The sequence below is a fragment of the Mycobacterium sp. DL592 genome (assembly GCF_011694515.1).
Taxonomy (GTDB): domain Bacteria; phylum Actinomycetota; class Actinomycetes; order Mycobacteriales; family Mycobacteriaceae; genus Mycobacterium.
On record NZ_CP050192.1, the window covers coordinates 306,614 to 326,896 of the forward strand.

At 65.3% G+C, this 20,283-nt stretch carries 22 protein-coding genes and 1 pseudogene; 15 read left to right on the forward strand and 8 right to left on the reverse strand.

From position 1 onward, the window contains the following. The first annotated feature begins 67 nt into the window (after positions 1-67). Positions 68-766 (forward strand): S1 family peptidase, encoded by a 699-nt coding sequence (locus HBE64_RS01430; RefSeq protein WP_371744157.1) that lies wholly within the window; start codon positions 68-70, stop codon positions 764-766. Here the strand turns inward: HBE64_RS01430 and acs are convergent, their stop codons facing one another. After that, positions 767-2,728, reverse strand: coding sequence for an acetate--CoA ligase (acs, locus tag HBE64_RS01435; protein WP_167097097.1), 1,962 nt, complete (start codon positions 2,726-2,728; stop codon positions 767-769). It lies immediately after the preceding gene. 139 nt (positions 2,729-2,867) lie between these two features. Between acs and HBE64_RS01440 the strand changes: the two genes are divergently transcribed. Beyond that, complete coding sequence (locus HBE64_RS01440) at positions 2,868-3,614, forward strand: oxidoreductase (protein ID WP_167097100.1); 747 nt, start codon at positions 2,868-2,870, stop codon at positions 3,612-3,614. 372 nt (positions 3,615-3,986) lie between these two features. On the opposite strand, the gene HBE64_RS01445 is transcribed toward HBE64_RS01440, so the two are convergent. Next, positions 3,987-4,844 carry an HAD-IB family hydrolase gene (locus HBE64_RS01445; protein ID WP_371744064.1) on the reverse strand — a complete coding sequence of 286 codons (858 nt, stop codon included), beginning with the start codon at positions 4,842-4,844 and terminating at the stop codon, positions 3,987-3,989. 475 nt (positions 4,845-5,319) lie between these two features. Here HBE64_RS01445 and HBE64_RS01450 point away from each other — a divergent pair, with 475 nt between their 5' ends. The 6 genes from HBE64_RS01450 to HBE64_RS01475 all read left to right on the forward strand — a co-directional run bounded on the left by HBE64_RS01450 (position 5,320) and on the right by HBE64_RS01475 (position 11,515). Further along, positions 5,320-6,048 (forward strand): helix-turn-helix domain-containing protein, encoded by a 729-nt coding sequence (locus HBE64_RS01450; protein ID WP_167097102.1) that lies wholly within the window; start codon positions 5,320-5,322, stop codon positions 6,046-6,048. A 106-nt stretch (positions 6,049-6,154) separates the two neighbouring features. Continuing rightward, complete coding sequence (gene ssd / locus HBE64_RS01455; RefSeq protein WP_208300633.1) at positions 6,155-7,174, forward strand: septum site-determining protein Ssd; 1,020 nt, start codon at positions 6,155-6,157, stop codon at positions 7,172-7,174. Continuing rightward, positions 7,171-8,337: a TadA family conjugal transfer-associated ATPase gene (locus HBE64_RS01460; RefSeq protein WP_167097104.1), complete on the forward strand. Its 1,167-nt coding sequence runs from the start codon at positions 7,171-7,173 to the stop codon at positions 8,335-8,337. The genes ssd and HBE64_RS01460 overlap by 4 nt, the downstream gene beginning before the upstream one ends. Positions 8,338-8,351: 14 nt before the next feature. Next, the gene (locus HBE64_RS01465) at positions 8,352-9,107 is read left to right on the forward strand and encodes a type II secretion system F family protein (RefSeq protein ID WP_167108479.1); all 756 of its coding nucleotides are present in this window, start codon (positions 8,352-8,354) and stop codon (positions 9,105-9,107) included. Then, a complete protein-coding gene (locus HBE64_RS01470) occupies positions 9,104-9,682 on the forward strand; it encodes a type II secretion system F family protein (RefSeq protein WP_208300545.1) in 579 nt (192 codons plus the stop codon). The genes HBE64_RS01465 and HBE64_RS01470 overlap by 4 nt, the downstream gene beginning before the upstream one ends. Before the next feature lie 138 nt (positions 9,683-9,820). Then, positions 9,821-11,515: a recombinase family protein gene (locus HBE64_RS01475; RefSeq protein WP_167097106.1), complete on the forward strand. Its 1,695-nt coding sequence runs from the start codon at positions 9,821-9,823 to the stop codon at positions 11,513-11,515. A 106-nt stretch (positions 11,516-11,621) separates the two neighbouring features. On the opposite strand, the gene HBE64_RS24555 is transcribed toward HBE64_RS01475, so the two are convergent. The 4 genes and pseudogenes from HBE64_RS24555 to HBE64_RS01490 form a co-directional block, all read right to left on the reverse strand. Continuing rightward, positions 11,622-11,771: an Ltp family lipoprotein gene (locus tag HBE64_RS24555; RefSeq protein ID WP_243841596.1), complete on the reverse strand. Its 150-nt coding sequence runs from the start codon at positions 11,769-11,771 to the stop codon at positions 11,622-11,624. A gap of 75 nt (positions 11,772-11,846) precedes the next feature. Then, positions 11,847-12,233 (reverse strand): annotated as a pseudogene (locus HBE64_RS24940) (DUF2510 domain-containing protein); the annotation flags it as partial. A gap of 115 nt (positions 12,234-12,348) precedes the next feature. Beyond that, the gene (locus HBE64_RS01485) at positions 12,349-12,873 is read right to left on the reverse strand and encodes a Repressor-like immunity protein (protein WP_167097110.1); all 525 of its coding nucleotides are present in this window, start codon (positions 12,871-12,873) and stop codon (positions 12,349-12,351) included. Between the two features lie 82 nt (positions 12,874-12,955). After that, entirely contained in the window at positions 12,956-13,558 is a 603-nt protein-coding gene (locus HBE64_RS01490; RefSeq protein ID WP_167097112.1) for a hypothetical protein, read from the reverse strand. 107 nt (positions 13,559-13,665) lie between these two features. Here HBE64_RS01490 and HBE64_RS01495 point away from each other — a divergent pair, with 107 nt between their 5' ends. The 6 genes from HBE64_RS01495 to HBE64_RS01520 all read left to right on the forward strand — a co-directional run bounded on the left by HBE64_RS01495 (position 13,666) and on the right by HBE64_RS01520 (position 18,099). Further along, entirely contained in the window at positions 13,666-13,974 is a 309-nt protein-coding gene (locus HBE64_RS01495; protein ID WP_167097114.1) for a hypothetical protein, read from the forward strand. A 208-nt stretch (positions 13,975-14,182) separates the two neighbouring features. Further along, a complete protein-coding gene (locus HBE64_RS24565; RefSeq protein WP_243841462.1) occupies positions 14,183-14,380 on the forward strand; it encodes a hypothetical protein in 198 nt (65 codons plus the stop codon). After that, a complete protein-coding gene (locus HBE64_RS01505; RefSeq protein ID WP_167097118.1) occupies positions 14,377-15,342 on the forward strand; it encodes an AAA family ATPase in 966 nt (321 codons plus the stop codon). Before HBE64_RS24565 ends, HBE64_RS01505 begins: the two co-directional genes overlap by 4 nt. A gap of 263 nt (positions 15,343-15,605) precedes the next feature. Beyond that, positions 15,606-16,067: a hypothetical protein gene (locus HBE64_RS01510; RefSeq protein WP_167097121.1), complete on the forward strand. Its 462-nt coding sequence runs from the start codon at positions 15,606-15,608 to the stop codon at positions 16,065-16,067. A 760-nt stretch (positions 16,068-16,827) separates the two neighbouring features. Beyond that, positions 16,828-17,592, forward strand: coding sequence for a hypothetical protein (locus HBE64_RS01515; RefSeq protein ID WP_167097122.1), 765 nt, complete (start codon positions 16,828-16,830; stop codon positions 17,590-17,592). Positions 17,593-17,664: 72 nt separating this feature from the next. Next, positions 17,665-18,099: a hypothetical protein gene (locus HBE64_RS01520; protein ID WP_167097124.1), complete on the forward strand. Its 435-nt coding sequence runs from the start codon at positions 17,665-17,667 to the stop codon at positions 18,097-18,099. A gap of 67 nt (positions 18,100-18,166) precedes the next feature. Here the strand turns inward: HBE64_RS01520 and HBE64_RS01525 are convergent, their stop codons facing one another. After that, positions 18,167-18,664 carry a hypothetical protein gene (locus tag HBE64_RS01525; protein ID WP_167097126.1) on the reverse strand — a complete coding sequence of 166 codons (498 nt, stop codon included), beginning with the start codon at positions 18,662-18,664 and terminating at the stop codon, positions 18,167-18,169. A 91-nt stretch (positions 18,665-18,755) separates the two neighbouring features. Next, positions 18,756-19,229: a hypothetical protein gene (locus HBE64_RS01530; RefSeq protein WP_167097128.1), complete on the reverse strand. Its 474-nt coding sequence runs from the start codon at positions 19,227-19,229 to the stop codon at positions 18,756-18,758. Positions 19,230-19,789: 560 nt separating this feature from the next. On the opposite strand from HBE64_RS01530, the gene HBE64_RS01535 reads away from it, so the two are divergent. Next, positions 19,790-20,227: an HNH endonuclease gene (locus HBE64_RS01535; RefSeq protein WP_167097130.1), complete on the forward strand. Its 438-nt coding sequence runs from the start codon at positions 19,790-19,792 to the stop codon at positions 20,225-20,227. Positions 20,228-20,283 lie beyond the last annotated feature (56 nt).

Genomic DNA, 20,283 nt, shown 5'->3' on the forward strand with positions numbered 1-20,283 from the left:
AGACTCGCTAGTCAGGGTGGGTGTGGATGGAGGTTTGCCTACAGTGACGACCGCACGCAAGCGGGCGATGGCGGGGGCCGCGGTCCTGGCCGTCGGCGCACTGTTCGCCAGCCCCGTGTCCACGGCCGGCGCCGACGACAAAGTCCCGATGGGTGGCGGCGCGGGCATCGTCATCAACGGCGAGACGTACTGCACCTTGACCTCGATTGGAAACGACAAGAGCGGCGCGCTCATCGGCTTCACCTCCGCGCACTGCGGCGGACCCGGCGCGCAAGTGACCTCCGAGGCCAACCAGGGCAGCGGGGTGATCGGCACCATGGTGGCCGGCAATGACGGCCTCGACTACGCGGTGATCCGGTTCGACCCCGCCAAGGTCACCCCGGTGGCCAATTACAACGGCTTCCTGATCGACGGCATCGGACCCGACCCCGAATTCGGGCAGGTGGCCTGCAAGCTCGGCCGCACCACCGGCTACTCCTGCGGCGTCACCTGGGGACCGGGCCAGGACCCCGGCACCATTCTCAACCAGGTGTGCGGTCAGCCCGGTGACTCCGGCGCCCCGGTGACGGTCAACAACAAGCTGGTCGGCATGATCCACGGTGCGTTCAGCGATGCGCTGCCGACATGCGTCATCAAGTTCATCCCGTTGCACACCCCCGCGGTCACCATGTCGATCAATTCGATCCTCGGCGACGTCGCCGCCAAGGACCGCCCCGGTGCCGGCTTCGTCCCCACGCCGAACGTGGCACCGGCAGCGGCCGCCTGACTAGTTGGCCTTGCTGGCCCGGATCGCCTCGAACACCGTCGGGTCGACCAGCGTCGAGGTATCGCCGAGCTCGCGGCCCTCGGCGACGTCACGCAGCAGCCGCCGCATGATCTTGCCGCTGCGGGTCTTGGGAAGCTCTGGCACGACATGGATTTCGCGCGGCTTGGCGATCGGCGAGATCTCCCGGGCCACCTCGGCACGCAACTCGTCGACCATCTGCTCGGTCGGGGTGTCGGCGTGGTGCGCCTTGAGGATGACGAACGCGCAGATGGCCTGACCGGTGGTGTCGTCGCTGGCGCCGACGACGGCGGCCTCCGCGACACCGGAGTGACCGACCAGAGCCGACTCGACTTCGGCGGTCGAAATACGGTGTCCTGACACGTTCATCACGTCGTCGATGCGGCCCAGCACCCACACCTCGCCGTCGCTGCCGAAACGCGCACCGTCACCGGCGAAGTACCAGCCCCGCTCGGCGAACCGCGACCAATACGTCTCCTTGAACCGCTCCGGGTCCTTCCAGATGCCGCGCAGCATCGACGGCCACGGCTTGTCCAGCACCAGATATCCGGTGACGTGCTCACCGTGATCGGCCGACGGCGCCAGGTCGTTGCCGTCATCGTCGACGATCTTGGCCGAGATGCCCGGCAGCGGACGCATCGCCGAACCGGGCTTGCAGTTGGTCACGCCGGGCAGCGGCGAGATCATCGCCGCACCGGTCTCGGTCTGCCACCAGGTGTCGACGATCGGTGTGGCGTCGGCGCCGAAGACCAGCCGGTACCACCGCCAGGCTTCGGGGTTGATGGGCTCACCGACCGAGCCGAGCAGACGCAGGCTGGACAGATCGTGCTGGAACGCCAGCTCGCGGCCCCACTTCATGAAGGTCCGGATCAGAGTCGGGGCGGTGTAATAGATTGTCACACCGTACTTTTCGATCACCTGGAAATGCCGGTGCTCGTCGGGGGAGGCCGGTGTGCCCTCGTAGACCACCTGGGTGGCACCGTTGGACAGCGGGCCGTACACGATGTAGGTGTGGCCGGTGACCCAGCCGATATCGGCTGTGCACCAATAGACATCGCTGTCCGGCTTGATGTCGAAGACGTTGTAGTGGGTGTAGGACGCCTGTGTCAGGTAACCGCCGGAGGTGTGCATGATGCCCTTGGGCTTGCCGGTGGTGCCGGAGGTGTAGAGCAGAAACAGCGGCTGTTCGGCGTCGAAGGCCTCCGGGGTGTGCTCCGGGGAGGCCTTGGCCACCGTGTCGTGCCACCACAGATCGCGACCTGGCGTCCACTTCACGTCAATTCCGGTGCGCTGCACCACAAGAACGTGCTCGACCGAGGGCTGGTCCTTGACCGCCTCGTCGACGGCGTCCTTGAGCGACACCGCAGCGCCGCGGCGGTACTGGCCGTCGGTGGTGATCACCAGCTTGGCTTCGGCATCCTCGATCCTGGCCCGCAACGCGGACGCGGAGAACCCGGCGAAGACGACGCTGTGCATCAGGCCGAGGCGGGCACACGCCAGCATGGCCACGATCGCCTCGGGCACCATCGGCATGTAGATGGCGACCCGGTCGCCGGTCACCAGGCCCAGCTCCGACAGCGTGTTGGCCGCCCTGCACACCTCGTCCTTGAGCTCGGTGTAGGTGATGGTCCGGGCGTCACCCACCGGCTCGCCCTCCCAGTGGATGGCGACCCGGTCGCCGTTGCCCGCCTCGACGTGCCGGTCGACGCAGTTGTAGGCCACGTTGAGCTTGCCGCCGACGAACCACTTCGCGAAGGGCGCGTCGGACCAGTCGAGTACCTCAGTGAACGGCGTATCCCACGACAACCGGTCGGCCTGCTTGGCCCAGAACGCGAGCCGGTCGGCTTCGGCCTCGTCGTAGAGATCGGCTGTTGCATTGGCCTTGTCGGAGAACTCCTCAGCGGGCGGGTAGTACGACGGAACTTCGGTGTGCGCCTCGGTCATGGTTGTGAGCGTAGTCACTCACAGTTGCATCGGCGTTGGGGAGTCACATTCGTCGGCGGGCGGTCCGTGTCGCGCGGCGAACGGTCGAACCACGACCCAGCGCACGACCCCGCCCGCGACGCCGATAGCGTGACGAAACGTGACCGACCTGCTCGCCCCACTGCTCGACCTGCCAGGGGTGGCCGACGCCGCCGAGGCCGCCCGCGAGGCGCTGGCCAAGGCTCATCGGCATCGCACGAACCTGCGGAACTGGCCGGTAACCGCAGCCGAGTCGGCGATCCGTGGCGCACGTTCCTCGTCGGCCCTCGACGGTGGCGCAGTGCAGTTGGACGCCTCGGGTGTCGAGCCCAACGACCCAGTGCTGGCCGGTGCGTTGCGGGTGGGTCAGGCATTGGAGGGCGGCACCACTGCACTGGTCGGCGTCTGGCAGCGCGCACCGTTGCAGGCGCTGGCCCGCCTGCATGCGCTGGCCGCGGCCGACCTGACCGACCCCGACAGCCTCGGCAGGCCGCGACAGGACCCCGAGGTCAACGCTCGCCTCGACCTCGTCACGCGACTGGTCACCGGGGCGAGTGGCGCACCGGCGCCGGTGCTCGCAGCCGTGGTGCACGGTGAGCTGTTGGCGCTGGCGCCGTTCGGCAGTGCCGACGGTGTCATCGCCCGCGCGGTGTCGCGACTGGTCACCATCGCCACCGGGCTCGACCCGCACGGTCTCGGGGTGCCCGAGGTGTACTGGATGCGCCGCGCCGAGGAATACCGTTCGGCCGCGGACGCGTTCAGTTCCGGCACCCACGAGGGGGTGGCCGGTTGGCTGCTGATGAGCTGCGCAGCGCTGGAAGACGGTGCGCGAGAAGCGTTGTCGATCGCCGAGGCCGCCTCGAAGTAGGCCCGGACGCACGAAAGCGGGCGACGATCCGAGAAGAGTTCGGTTCGCCGCCCGCTAGCACGGTTACCCGGTTACCAGGCGTGCGGTGTCGGCTGCGTGGGTTGACCTCGGCGCTTTTGCGCTGCGTCACGGGAAGCGATCCCACCCAAAGGATCGTCGTGTCCGTCCGCTTTTCGCAATTGCGCAGGCCCGCAACACTTCTGCCATATCGCGGCATGCTCCGCGTGGGTGCCGGGTACCGTGCTGGGCCGCTTGGTTCGGGAGATAGTGCCTTCTCTTCCGGCGCTACCTTGGCCTCTCCATGCGTCCGTGCTTCCTTTGTACTCCGTGACGACCGTCACATCAAGGTCTTCGACGGCAACGGTTTGGACGCTAGAACGTCAAGCGCCGTAACACCGAATACGTCAGTGCGCCGGCGGCCAGTGCGCTGATCCCCAGAGCCGCCGACGTGGCGACGGCCGCACCCGACGGCGCCGAAATCCGGTCCCGCAGCGGCACCGGCCGCGAGAACGTCAGCACCGGCCAGTCCCGGGCCACGGCCTCCTTGCGTAACGCACGATCGGGGTTGACTACATGCGGGTGGCCCACCGCGCCGAGCATGGGCAGGTCGGTGAACGAGTCGGAGTAGGCGTAGCAGTGCTCCAGGGGATAGCCCTCCAGGGCGGCCAGCTCGCGGATCGCGGCGGCCTTGGCGTCGCCGTAGCAGTAGAACGCCACCTCGCCGGTGTACTTGCCGTCCTCGACCACCATCCGGGTGGCCATCGCGTGGGTGGCTCCGAGGGCGCGGGCGATCGGGGCGACGATTTCCTCACCTGAGGCCGACACGATCACGACGTCGCGCCCGCAGTGCCGGTGGTCGGCGATGAGTTCGGCCGCCTCGGCGAATACCAGTGGGTCGACAATGTCGTGCAGCGTCTCGTTGACTATCGCCGTCACCTGCTCGACGTCCCAGCCGGCACACATGCTGGTCACGTAGGAGCGCATCCGGTCCATCTGGTCGTGGTCGGCGCCCGACATCAGGAACAGGAACTGGGCGTAGCTGGACGTGAGGACGGCGCGGCGATTGAGCAGTCCTTGGTTGAAGAAGGGTTTGCTGAAAGCGAGCGTGCTTGACTTGGCAATCACGGTCTTGTCGAGATCGAAGAAAGCCGCGGTGCGTGGTGTGATGGCCGGGCCGGGGCCGCGTTGCGCGGGTGTTAGTTGGTTCGCGGCCCCCGGAGCATAGGTCACACACCCAGGATAGGTGCGCCGTGCTCCGATATCGCGATATCGGAGTGGGGCCGGAAAATGGCAGATCAGGACACGTGTCGCGAACTGCATTTTCACAGCAAAAACATTGGTTTTTTCGGGCCCTGACTACTTGCGCGACTCCGCATCGTCGTGTGTATAGTGAGCATTACTCGGCTTATGCCGGGTGTGCATCAGCCCGACCCCCCGGGGCTGATACACGACGACCTCCGCCTCCTCCCCCCCTGGCGGGGGTCGTCCCTTTTGTGGGGGTAGTTTCCGAAGCGTTCTGGCTAACTCTCGAAACGTTGCCACGGCATTGCGCCGGCCGCTTCCCACCACATTCAGGTGCGCGTCTTCTAGGCGGAACTCCCAGGCTCGGTGATCTCTGGGCTGCCAGCTTTCTGGGTGTCAGCGGCCCTGTCTAGGGTTGGCGTCGATCCAATTTGGACGAATCGTATGTTTTGGGGGACTGGGGATGGACGCAAACACTCTCGGGGAGTTCGTCAGAGCGGCGCGACTGCGGGCAGGGTTGTCCGGCGCGGAGCTCGCCGACGCGATCAGCCATAGCCTGACGTGGCTGTACCGGCTCGAGAACGGTCAGCGCGCCACTCCGACAGCCGCCGCGCTGGAAGCCATTTCGACGGCGTGCACATTGTCGCCCTGGGAGATTCGATACCTGTTCCTGCTCGCGGGGCTGCAGCCGCCACCGCCGGCCGGTTTCGGCAGCCAGCCGTTGGGCGAGTACGTCGAGCGGCTAGCAGAGCCCGCGGCCTGGATCTCGCCCGAAGGCAGCTGCTACTGGAATGCGGAGTGGCGCCGCATCTTCAAGGAGTCCGAACGCCACCAGGACATCGCGAACTGGCACTTCAACAACCCGCTGGCCCGGCAGATCATCGACAACTGGGACGAAGTCGCCGACTGGTGGGTCTCGGCGGGCCGGCTGCGGATGGCGCAGGACAGCCGCGATCCGATGCTGGCCTACACACTGCGGCGCAATCTCGAGAATCCGGACTTCCGCAGGCGCTGGGAGCAGCAAGTCATTCCGTTCGATCCGTCGGCCCGCATCTGGGTGGTACGGGATCTCGACCACGACGTGGTGCGCCGCATCCACATCCAGATCTGGCGCCACCCGTACATCCCCGGCGCTCTAGTGATCGGCTTCACCTTGGACGGCCCTGCCCCGTCATCCCCACTCCCGGATTGATCCACAGATCGGCTTTCTGAGGCTGTCGCGGTGATCGCCGAGCCGACATGGTGGTCCGGTGACCTCCAACTCCGATGTGGTGCTGACCCTGCTCGACGACATCGAGATGCGCGAGCTCTGCGCCAGGGCCGCAGCCGCGGCGGGCCTGCGGGCCGTGCACCTGTCGGCGCCGGTCACTCGTAAGACCTGGCTGGCCCCCGCGGCCGTTGTTCTGGACGAAGACGCCGCGCGCCGCTGCGAGCGCGCCGGGCTGCCGCGGCGCCGCTCGATCATCCTGGTTGTCGCCGGCGACCCGCTGCCCGCCACCTGGACGGCGGCGATGGGTGTGGGGGCTCAGCACCTGTGTGCGCTGCCCGCGCAGGAGGACCAGCTGGTGCGCCACCTCTCCGAAGCCGCCGAGGCCGAGCAGGAGAACCCCGCACGCGGCCGGTTGATCGCGGTGACCGGCGGTCGCGGCGGGGCTGGTGCTTCAGTCTTCGCCGCCACCGTCGCCCTCGTCGCCGCCGAAGCGCTGCTCGTCGACCTCGATCCGTGGAGTGGCGGTATAGACCTCCTGCTGGGGGCTGAATCAGCGGCTGGGCTGCGCTGGCCCGATCTGAGCCTGCAGGGCGGCCGGTTGAGTTGGGCGGCGGTGCGTGACGCACTGCCTACCCAGCGGGGCGTCACCGTGTTGTCCGGGACCCGCTCGGGCCATGAGATGGACGCCGGACCGGTAGACGCCGTTCTCGACGCCGGCCGGCGCGGCGGCGTGACGGTGGTCTGCGACGTTCCGCGCCGCACGACCCCGGCGGCCACGTCGGCTCTGGAGTGCGCCGACCTCGTGCTCGCGGTCACCACCTGCGATGTGCGCGGTGTCGCCGCGACGTCGGCGCGGGCAGCGTTACTGCGCGCCGCAAATCCGAATGTCGGCCTGGTCGTCCGGGGCCCGTCCCCCGGTGGTTTGCGGGCCGCCGAGGTCGCCGAGGTCACCCGGCTACCGCTGCTGGCTGCGATGCGTCCCGAGCCGATGCTGGCCGAGCGCCTCGAGAGCGGCGGCCTGCGCCTGGGTCGGCGTTCACCGCTGGCCGCCGCCGCCCGGCACGTGCTCGAGGCGCTGCGCCGCGGCCCCGGGGTGCAGGCGGCATGAGCGCCTCGCTGATCGAACGGGTTCGCGAGCGACTGGCTGCCGAGTCGGCCACTTTGCGTCCGGCGACGGTCGCTGCCGCGATCCGGGCCGAATCCGGTGGTGTGCTCGGCGACACCGAGGTCCTGACCAATCTGCGGGTGCTGCAGACCGAACTGAGCGGTGCCGGTGTCCTGGAACCGTTGCTGCGGGCGCCTGGGACCACCGACGTCCTGGTCACCGCCCCTGATGCGGTGTGGGTGGACGACGGAGCCGGATTACGCCGCAGCGCAGTGCATTTCGCCGACGAAGCCGCTGTCCGCCGGCTGGCTCAGCGTCTCGCCGTCGCCGCCGGCCGTCGTCTCGACGACGCCCAGCCCTGGGTGGACGGTCAGCTGACCGGGCTGGGCACCGGCCAGTACACGGTGCGCCTGCACGCCGTCCTGCCGCCGGTGGCGGTGGCCGGCACATGCCTGTCGCTGCGCGTGCTTCGCCCGGCCACGCAGGACCTTGCGGCGCTCGCGGCATCGGGCGCGATCGACGAGCACGCCGGCCGGCTGCTCGCCGGCATCATCAGCGCGCGGCTGGCATTCCTGGTGTCCGGCGGTACCGGCGCTGGAAAGACAACACTCTTAGCGGCCGCGCTGGGTGCGGTCAGCGGTGACGAACGGATCGTCTGTGTGGAGGACGCACCCGAACTTGCGCCACGCCACCCCCACCTGGTGCGACTGGTGGCCCGCGGCGCCAACGTCGAGGGAGTCGGTGAGATCACCCTGCGCCAACTCGTACGCCAGGCCCTGCGAATGCGGCCGGACCGCATCGTCGTCGGCGAGGTGCGCGGGGCCGAGGTCGTCGACCTGCTCGCCGCCCTCAACACCGGCCATGACGGCGGGGCGGGAACAGTCCATGCCAACAGCCCCGCCGAGGTGCCCGCCCGGCTCGAGGCGCTGGCTGCCCTCGGCGGCCTCGACCGTGCCGCGCTGCACAGCCAGCTCGCCGCGGCGGTTCAGGTGGTCATGCATGTCAGCCGTGGCCGTGACGGAACCCGCCGGCTCAGCGAGATCGCGGTACTGCAGCGCGGCGAGGACGGCCGGGTCAGCGCATGCTCGGCGTGGCACATCGATCATGGATTCGGTTGTGGTGCAGACGAATTGAACAAGGTCATCGCTGATCGCGGGGTGCGGTGAGCGCCGCCGCGGCCATGTTGTTGGCGGCGGCCCTGGTGGCGGCGCCCGCACCTCCGCGCAGGCGGATCGGTCTGCCGAAGACGCGACTCTCCGTCAAGCTTCCGGTGTTGGCCGTCCTCATCGGCGCTGCGGTGCTGCTACTGCCGCCTGCGGTGGTGCTCGCAACCGCCATCCTGGCGGCAACCGTGATCGCACGTCGCCGGCGGTCGCTTCGGGCACGGCAACGCAACACCGACGGGCAGGCGCTGGCCGCAGCCCTGGAGATTCTCGTCGGCGAACTGCGGGTCGGGGCACATCCGGTGCGGGCCTTCGCTGTCGCAGCGTCGGAGAGCGACGGTCCGGTCGGTGGTTCGCTGCGTGCCGTCGCGGCCCGGGCCGGCCTCGGCGCTGACGTCGCGGGCGGGATGCGTGCGGTGGCGGCGAAGTCTGCGGTCGCCGAGCAGTGGAGTCGGCTCGCGGTGTGCTGGCAGCTCGCCGCTGAGCACGGGTTGGCGATGTCAGCGCTGATGCGGGCGGCCCAACGCGACATCGTCGAGCGGCAGCGGTTCACCGCACGGGTCGAGGCGGGACTGGCCGGGGCCCGCGCCACCGCCGTCATCCTCGCCGGGCTACCGGTTCTCGGTGTGCTGCTGGGTCAGCTGATCGGGGCGAAGCCCATCGCCTTCCTGGCCGGTCGCGGGATCGGCGGCCTTCTCCTGGTGGCCGGTGTCGTGTTGATCTGCCTCGGCCTGTTGTGGGCGGATCGCATCACCGAACGGACGCTGACATGATCACCGCGGCACTGCTTCTCGCGGCATCGCTCTTGACCGGAGCAGGCCCGGCACTGGTCCGGTACCGGTCCGGAATCCTCGTCGAACGCCGGCGACGCGTGCGGCCCGCCGATCGGGGCCGCGATCCGCTCGCGGCCGCCTCCGCGCTGGATGTACTGGCGGTGTGCCTCGCGGCGGGTATGTCGGTCCCTGCCGCTGCCGTGGCGACCGCACCGTCGGCGCCTGCCGAACTCGGCGCGGTCCTGCGACGTGCCGCCGACCTGCTCGCCCTCGGCGCAGGGGCCGATGTGGCGTGGTCGCTGCCGCAGGGCAGCTCTGATGGTGTGTGTGACTCGCTGGCCCGACTCGCCCGCCGGTCGGCGGCGTCGGGAAGTGCGCTGGCCCAAGGGGTTGCGGAACTGGCCGAACAGTCGCGGCAGGACGCCACCCACGCCGCTGCTGCGACTGCCGAACGGGCCTCAGTGCTGATCGCCGGCCCGCTGGGATTGTGCTTCCTGCCGGCATTCATCTGCCTGGGCATCGTGCCCGTGGTGGCCGGCTTGGCCGGTGACGTGTTCTCGACGGGAATACTATGAGTGAAAGGAAAACAATTGGCTACCAGACTTTTTCGGGAGATCCGGCTGCGGCTGACGGAGATGGCGGTCGACGAGGCAGGAATGTCGACCGTCGAATACTCAATAGACTCGGTTTACACCGTGTGAGAGGATCCCGCAGTGCGAGCCCTGATCGTTGTCCGTTTGTCGCGCGTCACCGACGCTACAACCTCCCCTGAGCGGCAGTTACACTCCTGCCGCGAGCTGTGTGACCAGCGCGGTTATGAGGTAGTCGGCATCGCCGAAGACCTCGATGTGACGGCTGCTACCGCCCCATTCGACCGTCCCCAACTGGGCGACTGGCTGAACAATCGACTTGGAGAGTTCGACGTTCTGGTGTTCTATCGGATGGACCGGATAGTCCGCCGGCTGTTGGACCTGGCGGACATAATCCGTTGGTGCCAAGAGCATTCCGTCTCAGTCGTAAGCGCGACTGAGCAGTTTCTTGATCTCACAGCGCCATTCGGCGACATCGTCGCACTGTTGGTCGCGAAGGTCGCTGAGATGGAGCTTGCCGCCATCAGCGAGCGGAACGCTTCTGCTGCCCGTTACAACATGAGGGCTGGGCGGTATCGCGGCGGAATCCCGCCGTGGGGCTACCTTCCCGAACAGACGGATGAAGGCTGGCGCTACGTCCAAGACTCCGAACAGGTCAACGTGATCCAAGAAGTCGTTGAACGTGTCCTAGACAATGAGCCGCTTCGATCCGTCGCTCATGACCTCACGGCTCGGAAGATTCTGACCCCGAAGGATCGCTTCGCACAGTCGCAGGGCCGGCCGGTGAAGGGGTACGAGTGGCATTCTGCTGGTCTCAAACGGTCACTCACGTCGCCGACGCTTCTTGGGCAGGTCGTGGCAAGGGAACCGCTGACCGACGCCCAGGGGCGCATCCAGCGGGATTCAAAGGGACGCAAGATATTCGGACCGGAGACAATCCTCCGTAACGAAGACGGCTCCGCCGTCGTGCGGGCTGAGCCGATCCTGACCCGTGAGGTGTTCGAACGGCTCAGCGTGGAGCTGGCGGCTAGGGAGAACCGCAAGGAGCCGACCAAACGCAGCAGTGGCCTCCTGCTTCAGGTGATCTACTGCGGTGTGTGCGGCCGAGCGGCCTACAAGCTCAAGGGAGGCCCTGGCCGCAAGCCTCGGTATCGCTGTGCCTCGGCCCAATACAAGAACCCGTGCGGCAACAAGTCGATACCCCTTGAATACGCCGACGAACAGGTGGAGACCCTGTTGTTGGGGATCCTGAGCGAGTCTGAACGGTTGGAGCGGGTCTGGGACTCAGGGTCCGATCACTCGGCAGAGCTTGGCGAGATCAACGTCACGTTGGCCGATCTGACTGGCCTTCTCGGCGCTGGACCCTATAAGGCCGGCACGCCTCAACGCGCCAAGCTGGACGAGCGAATCGACGCACTCGCCGCCCGGCAGGCTGAACTCTCAACTGAGAAGGCAAAGCCGTCGGGCTGGACGTGGCAGCCCACCGGCGAGAAGTTCGACGATTGGTGGGAGCGCCAGGACGTAACCGCCAGGAACATCTGGCTGCGCTCGATGGGCTTCAGACTCGGATTCTCCTACTCGCCTGAGGGGCACGGCCCATACCTCAACGTCGACTTCGCGGATCTAGATGCACTCACCCGTCAGATGAAACCCCAAGGCGCTGCAGCCATGATGCAAAAGACCTTCGAGTCGATGGCGCAGAACGGCGTCGTCGGCATGGAGCTGGGGAACGGAGGAGCTGTCTTCGTCACGACCGATGGACGACGGGTCGCGGTCAGCATGGCCGACCTTGCCGATGGCGAGACCCGGGTGAACTGACAGACGCTACTGGGACGTTCTAGCCTGAACACCTCTCCGGCAAGCCCCCGCCCAGCGCGGGGGTTTTGTCGTTGGTGAATCCCGTAGGAGTGGCACTTGCATGGGTTCAGCCCCCGTAGGCCGTAGTCGCACCGTATTGAGCCTGGCTGGGGGTGAACCCGCTGTACTCCAGTTGCTCGACTAGGCCCTGAAGAGAGAACGACGAGTAGTCCAGGTAGCTCTTCGCCTTCTTGACTGCCTGCTCATTCCAGTCCACAGCGCCAGTGGACTCCAGATGTTGGACCGCGAAAGTGGCATCCGCCGTGCTGAATTGGCTGTACTCCAGCTGCTCGATAAGCCCCTTCTTGGAGAACGCGGAGTAATCCAGGTAACTCTTAGCCTTGGCGATAGCGTTTCTCTGCCCGGGAGTGAAGTTATCCGCCGGAGGCGGAGGCGGTTCTGGCGTCGTGGGGGCTGTGCCTACGGCCCTTGTTGGGCTGGCACTCTTAGATGACGAGGATGAGGCTCTGTCGCTGCTGCTGATCGAATCGCACATCGAGACGCATCCGCCGAATAAGAGGATGACCAGTCCGATAACTACCCAGGGCCACACCTTGCGCTTGCTAGGGGAGGCGACAGGCGCGGTGGGAGCGGCCGCTCCCCAATTCCTGCCGTCCCAATAGCGTTGCCCTGGCGTGCCGGATGGATCTGGATACCAGCCTGGTGGCGGCTGCGTCATGAGACCCCCGTTCGAACGACCTGTGCCACTCACAGGTGACGGTCAGCATAACCACAGAATCCGACAGAACGCCGGAGGATTGTGAGCCGTTAGGGCCGAGGAGTGAACAGCGTTATCACCAACGTTCGTTATGGTGCGGGAACCGCCACATCCGGCGACCTTCGTCCGTCAGATTCGTGTGCTCGTTGACTCGGATCAGAAGATCGCCATCGGATGCCCGACGCGTTCGGTAGGCGAAGCCTCCGTACGGCGCGACCCCCGGCACTGGCGGGATGTTCGGATCGAACTCGAGTACGACGTTCTCGTCGCGGAGCTTCTTCCACCACGACTCGAGACGCTTCAACTTTTCTTGGCTCATGCCCTTGCCCCCAGTGGCCATGAACTCACCGTGGTTACGCAGATACTGGTACGGCTTCGATCTGCCGTGGAGGTCTGTCGTCTTCCAGGGCCACGCCTTGTTAACGACCTGACGCGGTGTCAAAAATCCTCCGTAAGTAACTTTGTGCCACGAAACTGCTTGCTTCGTCACACCGCTCATGTCGGCGATCTCGCTTTGGTTGTAGCCTTTCTTCCTCAGGTCTTCGATGTCGCTGAGCGACAAGCTGACTCGATGGCCTTTCTTGCGGGGTGTGCCGCTCATGCTTCGCTCCAGGAGAACGGGCTAATGCGCCTCGTGCCCGCCCTTGCGTTTGACGGTGTGAACCGGGTAGGTATCAAGTTCTTCATCTGTCGCTAGAGCCGCCTTCTTCCATTCCGGCCGGCGGGTCGGCACGAGTCATCACTCGTGTCTCCGGTGGAAGCCGTTTGTCGCGCGTCAACCGCTGTAGGACCGACATGGCATCGGCTGTAAGGATCCCGCCTTTGCGACCCGCGGAGCCTTCGAGTAGGCCCGCTTTCCGCGCCTTCCACAAGTGACCACGGACGGTCTGCAGCGGACGGCCGAGTTCATTAGCCAGCCGTTCGACGGGCTTGGGCTTACCGTCCTGTACCCGTCGCACGTAGTGCTCTGACAGCAGAGCCAGGTAGTCCTCTGTGACGCCCTTGGCGAGGAGCAGCCGCAGGAAATCGAGGTCATCTTCGTCAACGGGCTTCCGCTTCGCCCAGCTGTGCGGACGGGCAGCAACGCCAGCGAGTAGGTCAACTTTTGCCTGCTGAAAGTCCAGTTTCCGAAGGACAGTGCTCGACAGTCCGGCCAGGGGCGGCGCGTCATCGTCGGTCGGGCGGATCCATATCGAGGCGGGGCCACCCTGGTACTGGCCTTCTCGCCAGGCCAGCTCGGCGGTCCACCCGTCGTCTAGCTCTTGGAACACGAATCTCTCAGCCACGGACATCACCTTACCTGAATAAACATGTTGAATATTGACAGAACATGTTGATTCAGGCATGGTGGCGTCAGTCAGAGATGACGACCCATCGATTAGAGGAGAGAAATATGACTGCAATTCAGACCGGATTCGACGGCATCGCGGTAGCCGATGTTCTGGTGTCGGCCGCGAAAGCAGCCGGCTGGGAGGTACTCCCGCTCGTTAACAACGCCGCACTCGCCACCCTTACGACCCACGACGGAGAGCGATACGTGGTCAGCATCCGACCGGACACCGAGGACTTCGCTGCTCGTAGATCAATCAACGACACGGCGACCGACGCCACGAACCAGGTTCAGACGGTTCTGGATTGGTTCATCGGGACTGCGATCAAGAGTGCGGAGCATCGGGGCTCCGAAGGTGAGTTCACCAACTAGCCAGCTCGGACGGTGGGGGCCATCGCCGGGAGGCAGAAGGCACCCCCACAACCTAATTCCACTATGGCGGGAGACGCTGCCATGAGTACTAGGAGAGAAAATGAGCAAATACGGCCTTGGTGTTGTCCATCCGTGCTTTCTGATCGCCATCGGCGACAGCGAACGGGTAGAAGTGCTGCGGAGTCCGCTTGCAAGGGAATCAGACTCGATGTTCGAGCCCGTCCGCCGATTTATCAGGGAGTACGGCCTCGTCCTGGCCGCACGCGAGACATTCGAAGACGACGGGTGGATGTTCGGACGAGTCGAGATGTCGGTGTACGTCCCGCCGGCTGTGCGAAACGGTGTGCTGGCCGGCACCGAGTTGTCGGTGCCGTGGCTGGGTGCCGGGGTGGCGGCTGCCGAATGACGACAGTTTGGACGGGGCCGTTCAAGGCCTTTGAGTACTGGGCTGACCTCGCGGAGAACGAGCCAGACTTTCTCATTGACGGCATGTTGCACTCGGCTACCAACACGGTTTCAGGTAAGCCGACCGTGGGCAAGACACGGCTGGTCGCGGCGATGGCGGCGGCAATCGCGATGGAAGAGGAGGAGTTCTGCGGCTCCGAAATCGTGGGAGCCGGCCCGGTGATGATCATCTCCACCGATGCCGGGGAGACGCGACGCTGGGGGCTGCGGATGCGAGAACACGGTGTGCCCGATGGGCGTGTGGGGATCGCGAAGTTCAATCCGCTCGACTGGCGTATCTACGAGGGTCAGGCACGCGGGGCGCGGCTGTTGGTGCTCGACAACCTGACGGGTTGTTTGGGCAGCCGAAAGATCGGCGACGATGACGCGGCCAGGGAGATCTGCACCCCGTTGGCCGAGATCGCGGAGAACGGCACGACTGTGTTGATGATCGCTCACTCGGCGAAGAACTTCGAGGCGCAATCCGGTCGGTACACCCCGACCGGAGCAATGGGCTCGACGGTGTACCAAGCGTGGGAACGGCTGAACCTGCACATCCATGATGTGACAGAACCGAATACTCGTGCGGTCGCGATCAGGTCGAACGATCACGGCAACAGAGACCTGCTCTTGAAAGCAGACTGGGGACGCTCGTCAGCGCAGTGGTCACTGCTCAACGAGAAGGACGACACCCGCCAGCGCAGCGAGGAAGCCCACCAACGCCGGAACGAATTGTTCGACAGGGTTGCCGACGATGCGGGCCTCCGCGCTATCGAATCAGCACGCGGTGTTGGCCGCGCGTTGGTCGACAGGTACCCCGGCGAATGGGCTACCGGGGAAGCGGCCTACAAAGCGTTCAGCCGTGCCAGGCGGAGCGCTGGAGGAATTTTCGCAGGGGGTAGGTGGCAGCGGCCCGAAGACTGAGCCGAGGTCCCTGGGACAGTGGGACCCCCCTCCATTAATCACCCCCCGTGTCCCAGTTTCTTATCGCCGGCCTTCGGGGCCGGCGTGCAATTGCCGGAAGAAAGAGCCGGCCCCGAGAAGGGCTGGCGATCAGCAGCCGATTCCGGCTGCGATACAGGTTGCCTGCTCCCTTACTCTCGCAGGCTCCCTAGCCAACCCATTATGTGCGAGCCGAAAAGTGCTCGCACATCGATGATTATCCGAGGGGAAGGAAAAATCAATCAATGACCTCCCAATGGCAGCGCTATCTGGCAGCCAAGCGGCTGCAGCGTGAGCGCGATGCTGCCAAGATCGGCAAGGTCGAGACGACCGCATCGGGCGTTGAGTTCGTCCGCCCGCTCAGCGGTGCGGCCGCTGAGCACGTCGCAGTTCCTAACAGGGTCGATCGGTGGCGTATGGAGAACCCTGGCGTAGTCAGCTGGTGGCCTTCGGCTGCAACGCATGGGTGGGTCACGCAGATGTGGAACGCGAGGATCTACCGAGGCGAGTGCGTCGACTGCGGCGATCTCGTGACCGCTTGCCGATTCATCGGCGGCATCTACCACCGCAGCGGACAGACCAGAGTGGGTCGCTGGCCGAAGTATTGCGACGGTTGCCGAGGCATCCGCAATGAGAAGCACAACGACGGTGCGCGCAAGCGGATGGCCGAGATGAGAAGGCACAAGCGAGAAGCTCGCGATATCTAATACCAGGCGGACGGGTACGAGCCGCCACGGCAAGGGGTCGCGGCGAAGGACGTGCGCTCGGAAGAGGTGGCGGGCAAGTACCAGCCATCGATACTGCGCCTGATCCAACCGATCGTCTGTGCGCGATGCCTCCAGCCAACCAACATCGTCGCCAATCGCAGCCGAGCGGTGCCCCCGCAACCGCAATCAGGACCTCTGTTCCGAAATATTACTGATGGGGTGTAGGCGCACGACCGCCTTCATCCGGTTGATTGCTGCACTCCGAGTCAGACCCCGGCCTTCTTCCCTGGGCAGGGTCGGGGTCTGTCTTGTGCACGTCGGCCAGTTGCCCCGCCCGCCCCAGCCTCATGCGCTGGGGCGGTTTCATTTTGCCCAGTTCCCTGTTCGAACAGACACCTGAGAGGAGGTGAACCCACGAACCCCGCAACATGCCCCGCCGGCCACGAAATCCGCACGGCGCATGATCGCGACGCCGATGGTTGGTGCAAGCGATGCCGCAAGGCCAAGAACCTTGGTTACCGCAGTCGCCAGCGCGCCGCGCTGGAGCTGGCGTTGGCGCTGGAAGCGCACGGCGTCGCCGTGACCCGCTCGGAACCACCTGTGGATCTAGAGCAGCTCGCTACCGATCTCGCCCGCAGTTACTCACCGGGGTAGCCAACTACCCACGAGTGCAACGAAATCCCGTCAGCGGCCCGCACAGGCCGCGTCACCACGCCCTGATCGGCAGGGCGCAATCAACCACGAAGGAAATCATCACCCCATGTTCGATCTGAGTTCTATCGCCGACACCGTAACCCGCTGGACCAGCTTGGGCGTCACGCTGCCCAAGGATCTGGCGAAGGCTATCGAGGTGTACGAGGCGTTGCGCTACACCGAGGTTGGCTACCAGCCCGTGTTCGACATCACCGCAATCACACCCGCCAACGCCGAGGACAAGATCCGCCAGCTCGCCGAGGAGCTGGCTCTCGCCGAGGTTCCTGCCGGCGGCTTGTCAGTGCTCGAGAGAGCGAAGACCTACGCCGTCGATACCGCCGCCCGCAGCGTTATCGGCCTGGGTCGCCAAGCGGTACCCGATGTCATCGACCAGATGACTCCCGAGTTCGTCTGTCACGCCGAGGCGTACGCCGAAGCCGTCGCCGCGCTGCCTGAGGACATCAGTCCAGACTCCCTAGTGTCGGCTGGCCCAGAGGCTGTGAGCAGCTACCAGGTGGCCCAGCGCGAGGCTCAGTACCTCAATGGCATCAGCGTATGGGTTGCCGGCACCGGATCGCTGTCAGGTTCCCTGGCCGGGGAGAGGTATCCGGCGATCCGGATTCTTCGGCCCCAGACTCTTCTGGATCTCATCAAACTGGAAGAGGCCCAACAGAAACCGGCGAACTCGACGCTGGCAGCGATTGATCCCGTCCCGTTCACCGCTGCCCGGCGCGGTATCGAGTTCGGCATCAACACCCTGGCCGAGTGCGCCGAAATCAAGGCGCGCTTGGAGCTTCAACTCGCGGGCCAGGACTCCGCAGTCTTCCGCTAACCCACCAACCCCCTAGAGCGGCCCTCAGCATCGCGCTGGGGGCCGTTCTCGTGCACTACCTAAGGAACACGAATGACGAACAACATCAACCGCAAGTCGAGCGCAGCCGAGCTGCTGAGCCGACAACTCGCAGCGACGGTGGGCGAGAAGCCCAAAGCAATCGCCGATAGCTTCGGCCAGGCCGTGGGACGCCGCCTCGAAAGCCGGCGCATCACACCAGTTCCGGGACTCCCCGCAGAAGCTCAACCCCAGTGGTACGACCAAGCCATCGAGCACCTCCGTCGGAATCAAGCGATCGAGGCCGAGCGTGAGGCTCACCGCCAGGCGGAGGAAGAGGCCAGGAACGCACCGCAGACCGCCGCCGGCGTCGCAAGCGCCGCCATTGCAGGGCAACGAGATCCCAGCACCCCGATCCCGCTCAACGGTGCGGCAGTGCTCCGCGCCGCACTCAGCAGCCTCGGCGATAGTGGAACGATCAACGGGGACGGTGGGGTGTCGCGGGAGTAGTCAAACGATGTTGTGACAGGTGAAGTCAGGACTCATACGCCCGGCCCAAAGTAGGGACGACCAGTCCTTAGTTCCAACCCCGCTTCTCTTCACTTGCTGTTTGAGTCAGACGAATGAGTGACCCCGGTTCAATCTGGTAGAAGATCGCTCCGCTGCCGTCCGCGTAGGCGGTTACCTCGACGGGTACGTCTGTCCCCTTCTGCGTCTTCGCTGTAACGAGACCCTTGTACTCGCTACCGTCCTTGACCAATTGGAAGAGCTCAAGGTCACCCTGAATTGTGATGTGGAAGTCCTTGGTTGCGTCGCCCTTATCCACGATGCCCTGTAGGCCGTTCGTTACTTGGGCGACCAATTGAGTCTTGTCTACCTCGGTCCGTTTCGCCTCGGCTGCCGCCTCATCGGCCTTGATGTGATCAGTCACTGTGTAATAGGTCAGTACGCCCAGCAATCCAACGGCTGCGACGGCTGCCACAGCGAGGATCGTCAATAGCACTGTGCGATAGCGGCCAGTTGGTGCTTGGGGAAGCTTGGGCAGCTGCTCGTGGTTGGCAACGTCGGCGTTCATCGGACCCCCGTTTATCGGATACTTGAACTCGACACGATATGCGGCCGTTCCGACAGTTCTTGGGGCATAGCCAGTTGAGGCAGTCAACTGACTACTCTGCGTCGCCCTTCGCGAGCAGTTGGTTGGCGACCGATTCGAGTCTGTACTCGGCCATCTGACTCTCGACCAACGCGCCGCTGGTCACGGTTTCATCGACATACCAGTACAGCAGTCGGCTGCCATCGGTTCGGTGCTGTTGCGCCTTGAGGCGCGCTTCATCGGTACGTAGCAGCCAAACCAGGTCACGAGACAGGTCAACGCATGCCAGCCATTGAGCAGGGCACTTGTGTGGGAAAGGAAACGCGACGCTGAGCTTGCCCTTTCCACCTGCGGGCGCTGGCCCGAACCTTGCTTTCACTTGGACGGTTGCGGCTTCTTGGCTACCGGGGACGTACATCACGAGGTCGATACCGGAGTCAGTAGTCAGGCGGGCGCTGTCGATCCCGCGCTTAAGCAATTGATACTGAACTAACAGCTCACCGGCTGCCCCTATCGCCTGGGTGCCGAGTTCGGTAGGTGTCGTCACCTGGTCTCCCATCTAAAAGCTCACACTCGCGGCGAGACGCTACCGCTCGTGTGCGACAGAGCGGGTTGCTTCGTGGCGATAGATCTCCGTCGGCAGATGACTGGGTGCAGGGGCGGTCCAGTCGGCGAGGTGTCCCCGTCGGGTGGGGCGTGCCCCGGCCTGTAGCGCGTGCCTGCCCGCTGGCCTGGCTTGCTGCCCTGCCCCTGCCGGGTGTGTCCCTGCTCTGCCGGGCGGGCGTGGGTGGGTGGCCTGCCCCCTGTGGGGCAGGCGTGCCCTATGCTGCGCCCCCTGCTGCCCCCTGCCCTGCCGGGTGGGCGGGCCTGCCGCCGCGTGCTCGGCACGGGTACCCAGGGGGGTACTCCTACGCCCCCGCCTCCTGACCGGTCGTTAATGCGGCCGAGCCATCACGTACGGGTTTTGAAGTCCAAACGCATTACAACCGAAGGAGATCACCGTTGACAACGATTTGGTGCGGCAAGTGCCGCCAACACAAGTCGGCTGACGACTTCCACAAGTCCAGTCGCAACCGAAGCGGGCGACAGTCACACTGCAAAGAGTGCATGCGCGCAGCGAGACGCCGCGTCTACCACGCCGATCCCGCACAGGAAGCTGACTACAACCGTGAGTATCGGCGGGTGAACAGCGACGCGGTGAGGCAGCGGAAGGCCGACGACTACCGCAACAACGTGATCCGGGAGAAGCTACGGCGCGGGAAGAACCGCGCCATCAAGGCCGGCATACCTGCCGACGACATCACCGTGGCCGAACTGCTTTCGGACTGGGAACGCCGCGTCATCGATCCAACTCGGTGCGTCTACACCGGGGAGCAACTCCAGGACGGCTGGCACATCGATCATGCGGTGCCGCTGAGCCACCCGAACACCCCCGGCCACGTGGTGGCCAATCTGGTGCCATGCAACCCGAAGGTGAATGTGGCCAAGTGGCGACGACACTGGATCGACTTCCTAGCCGACCGGGCAGTGGCCGAGCGTGTGTAACGACGCTTACCAGGGTGGTGCCGACCTGGCTTACCTCGTGGGGCGCACGGAAGCGG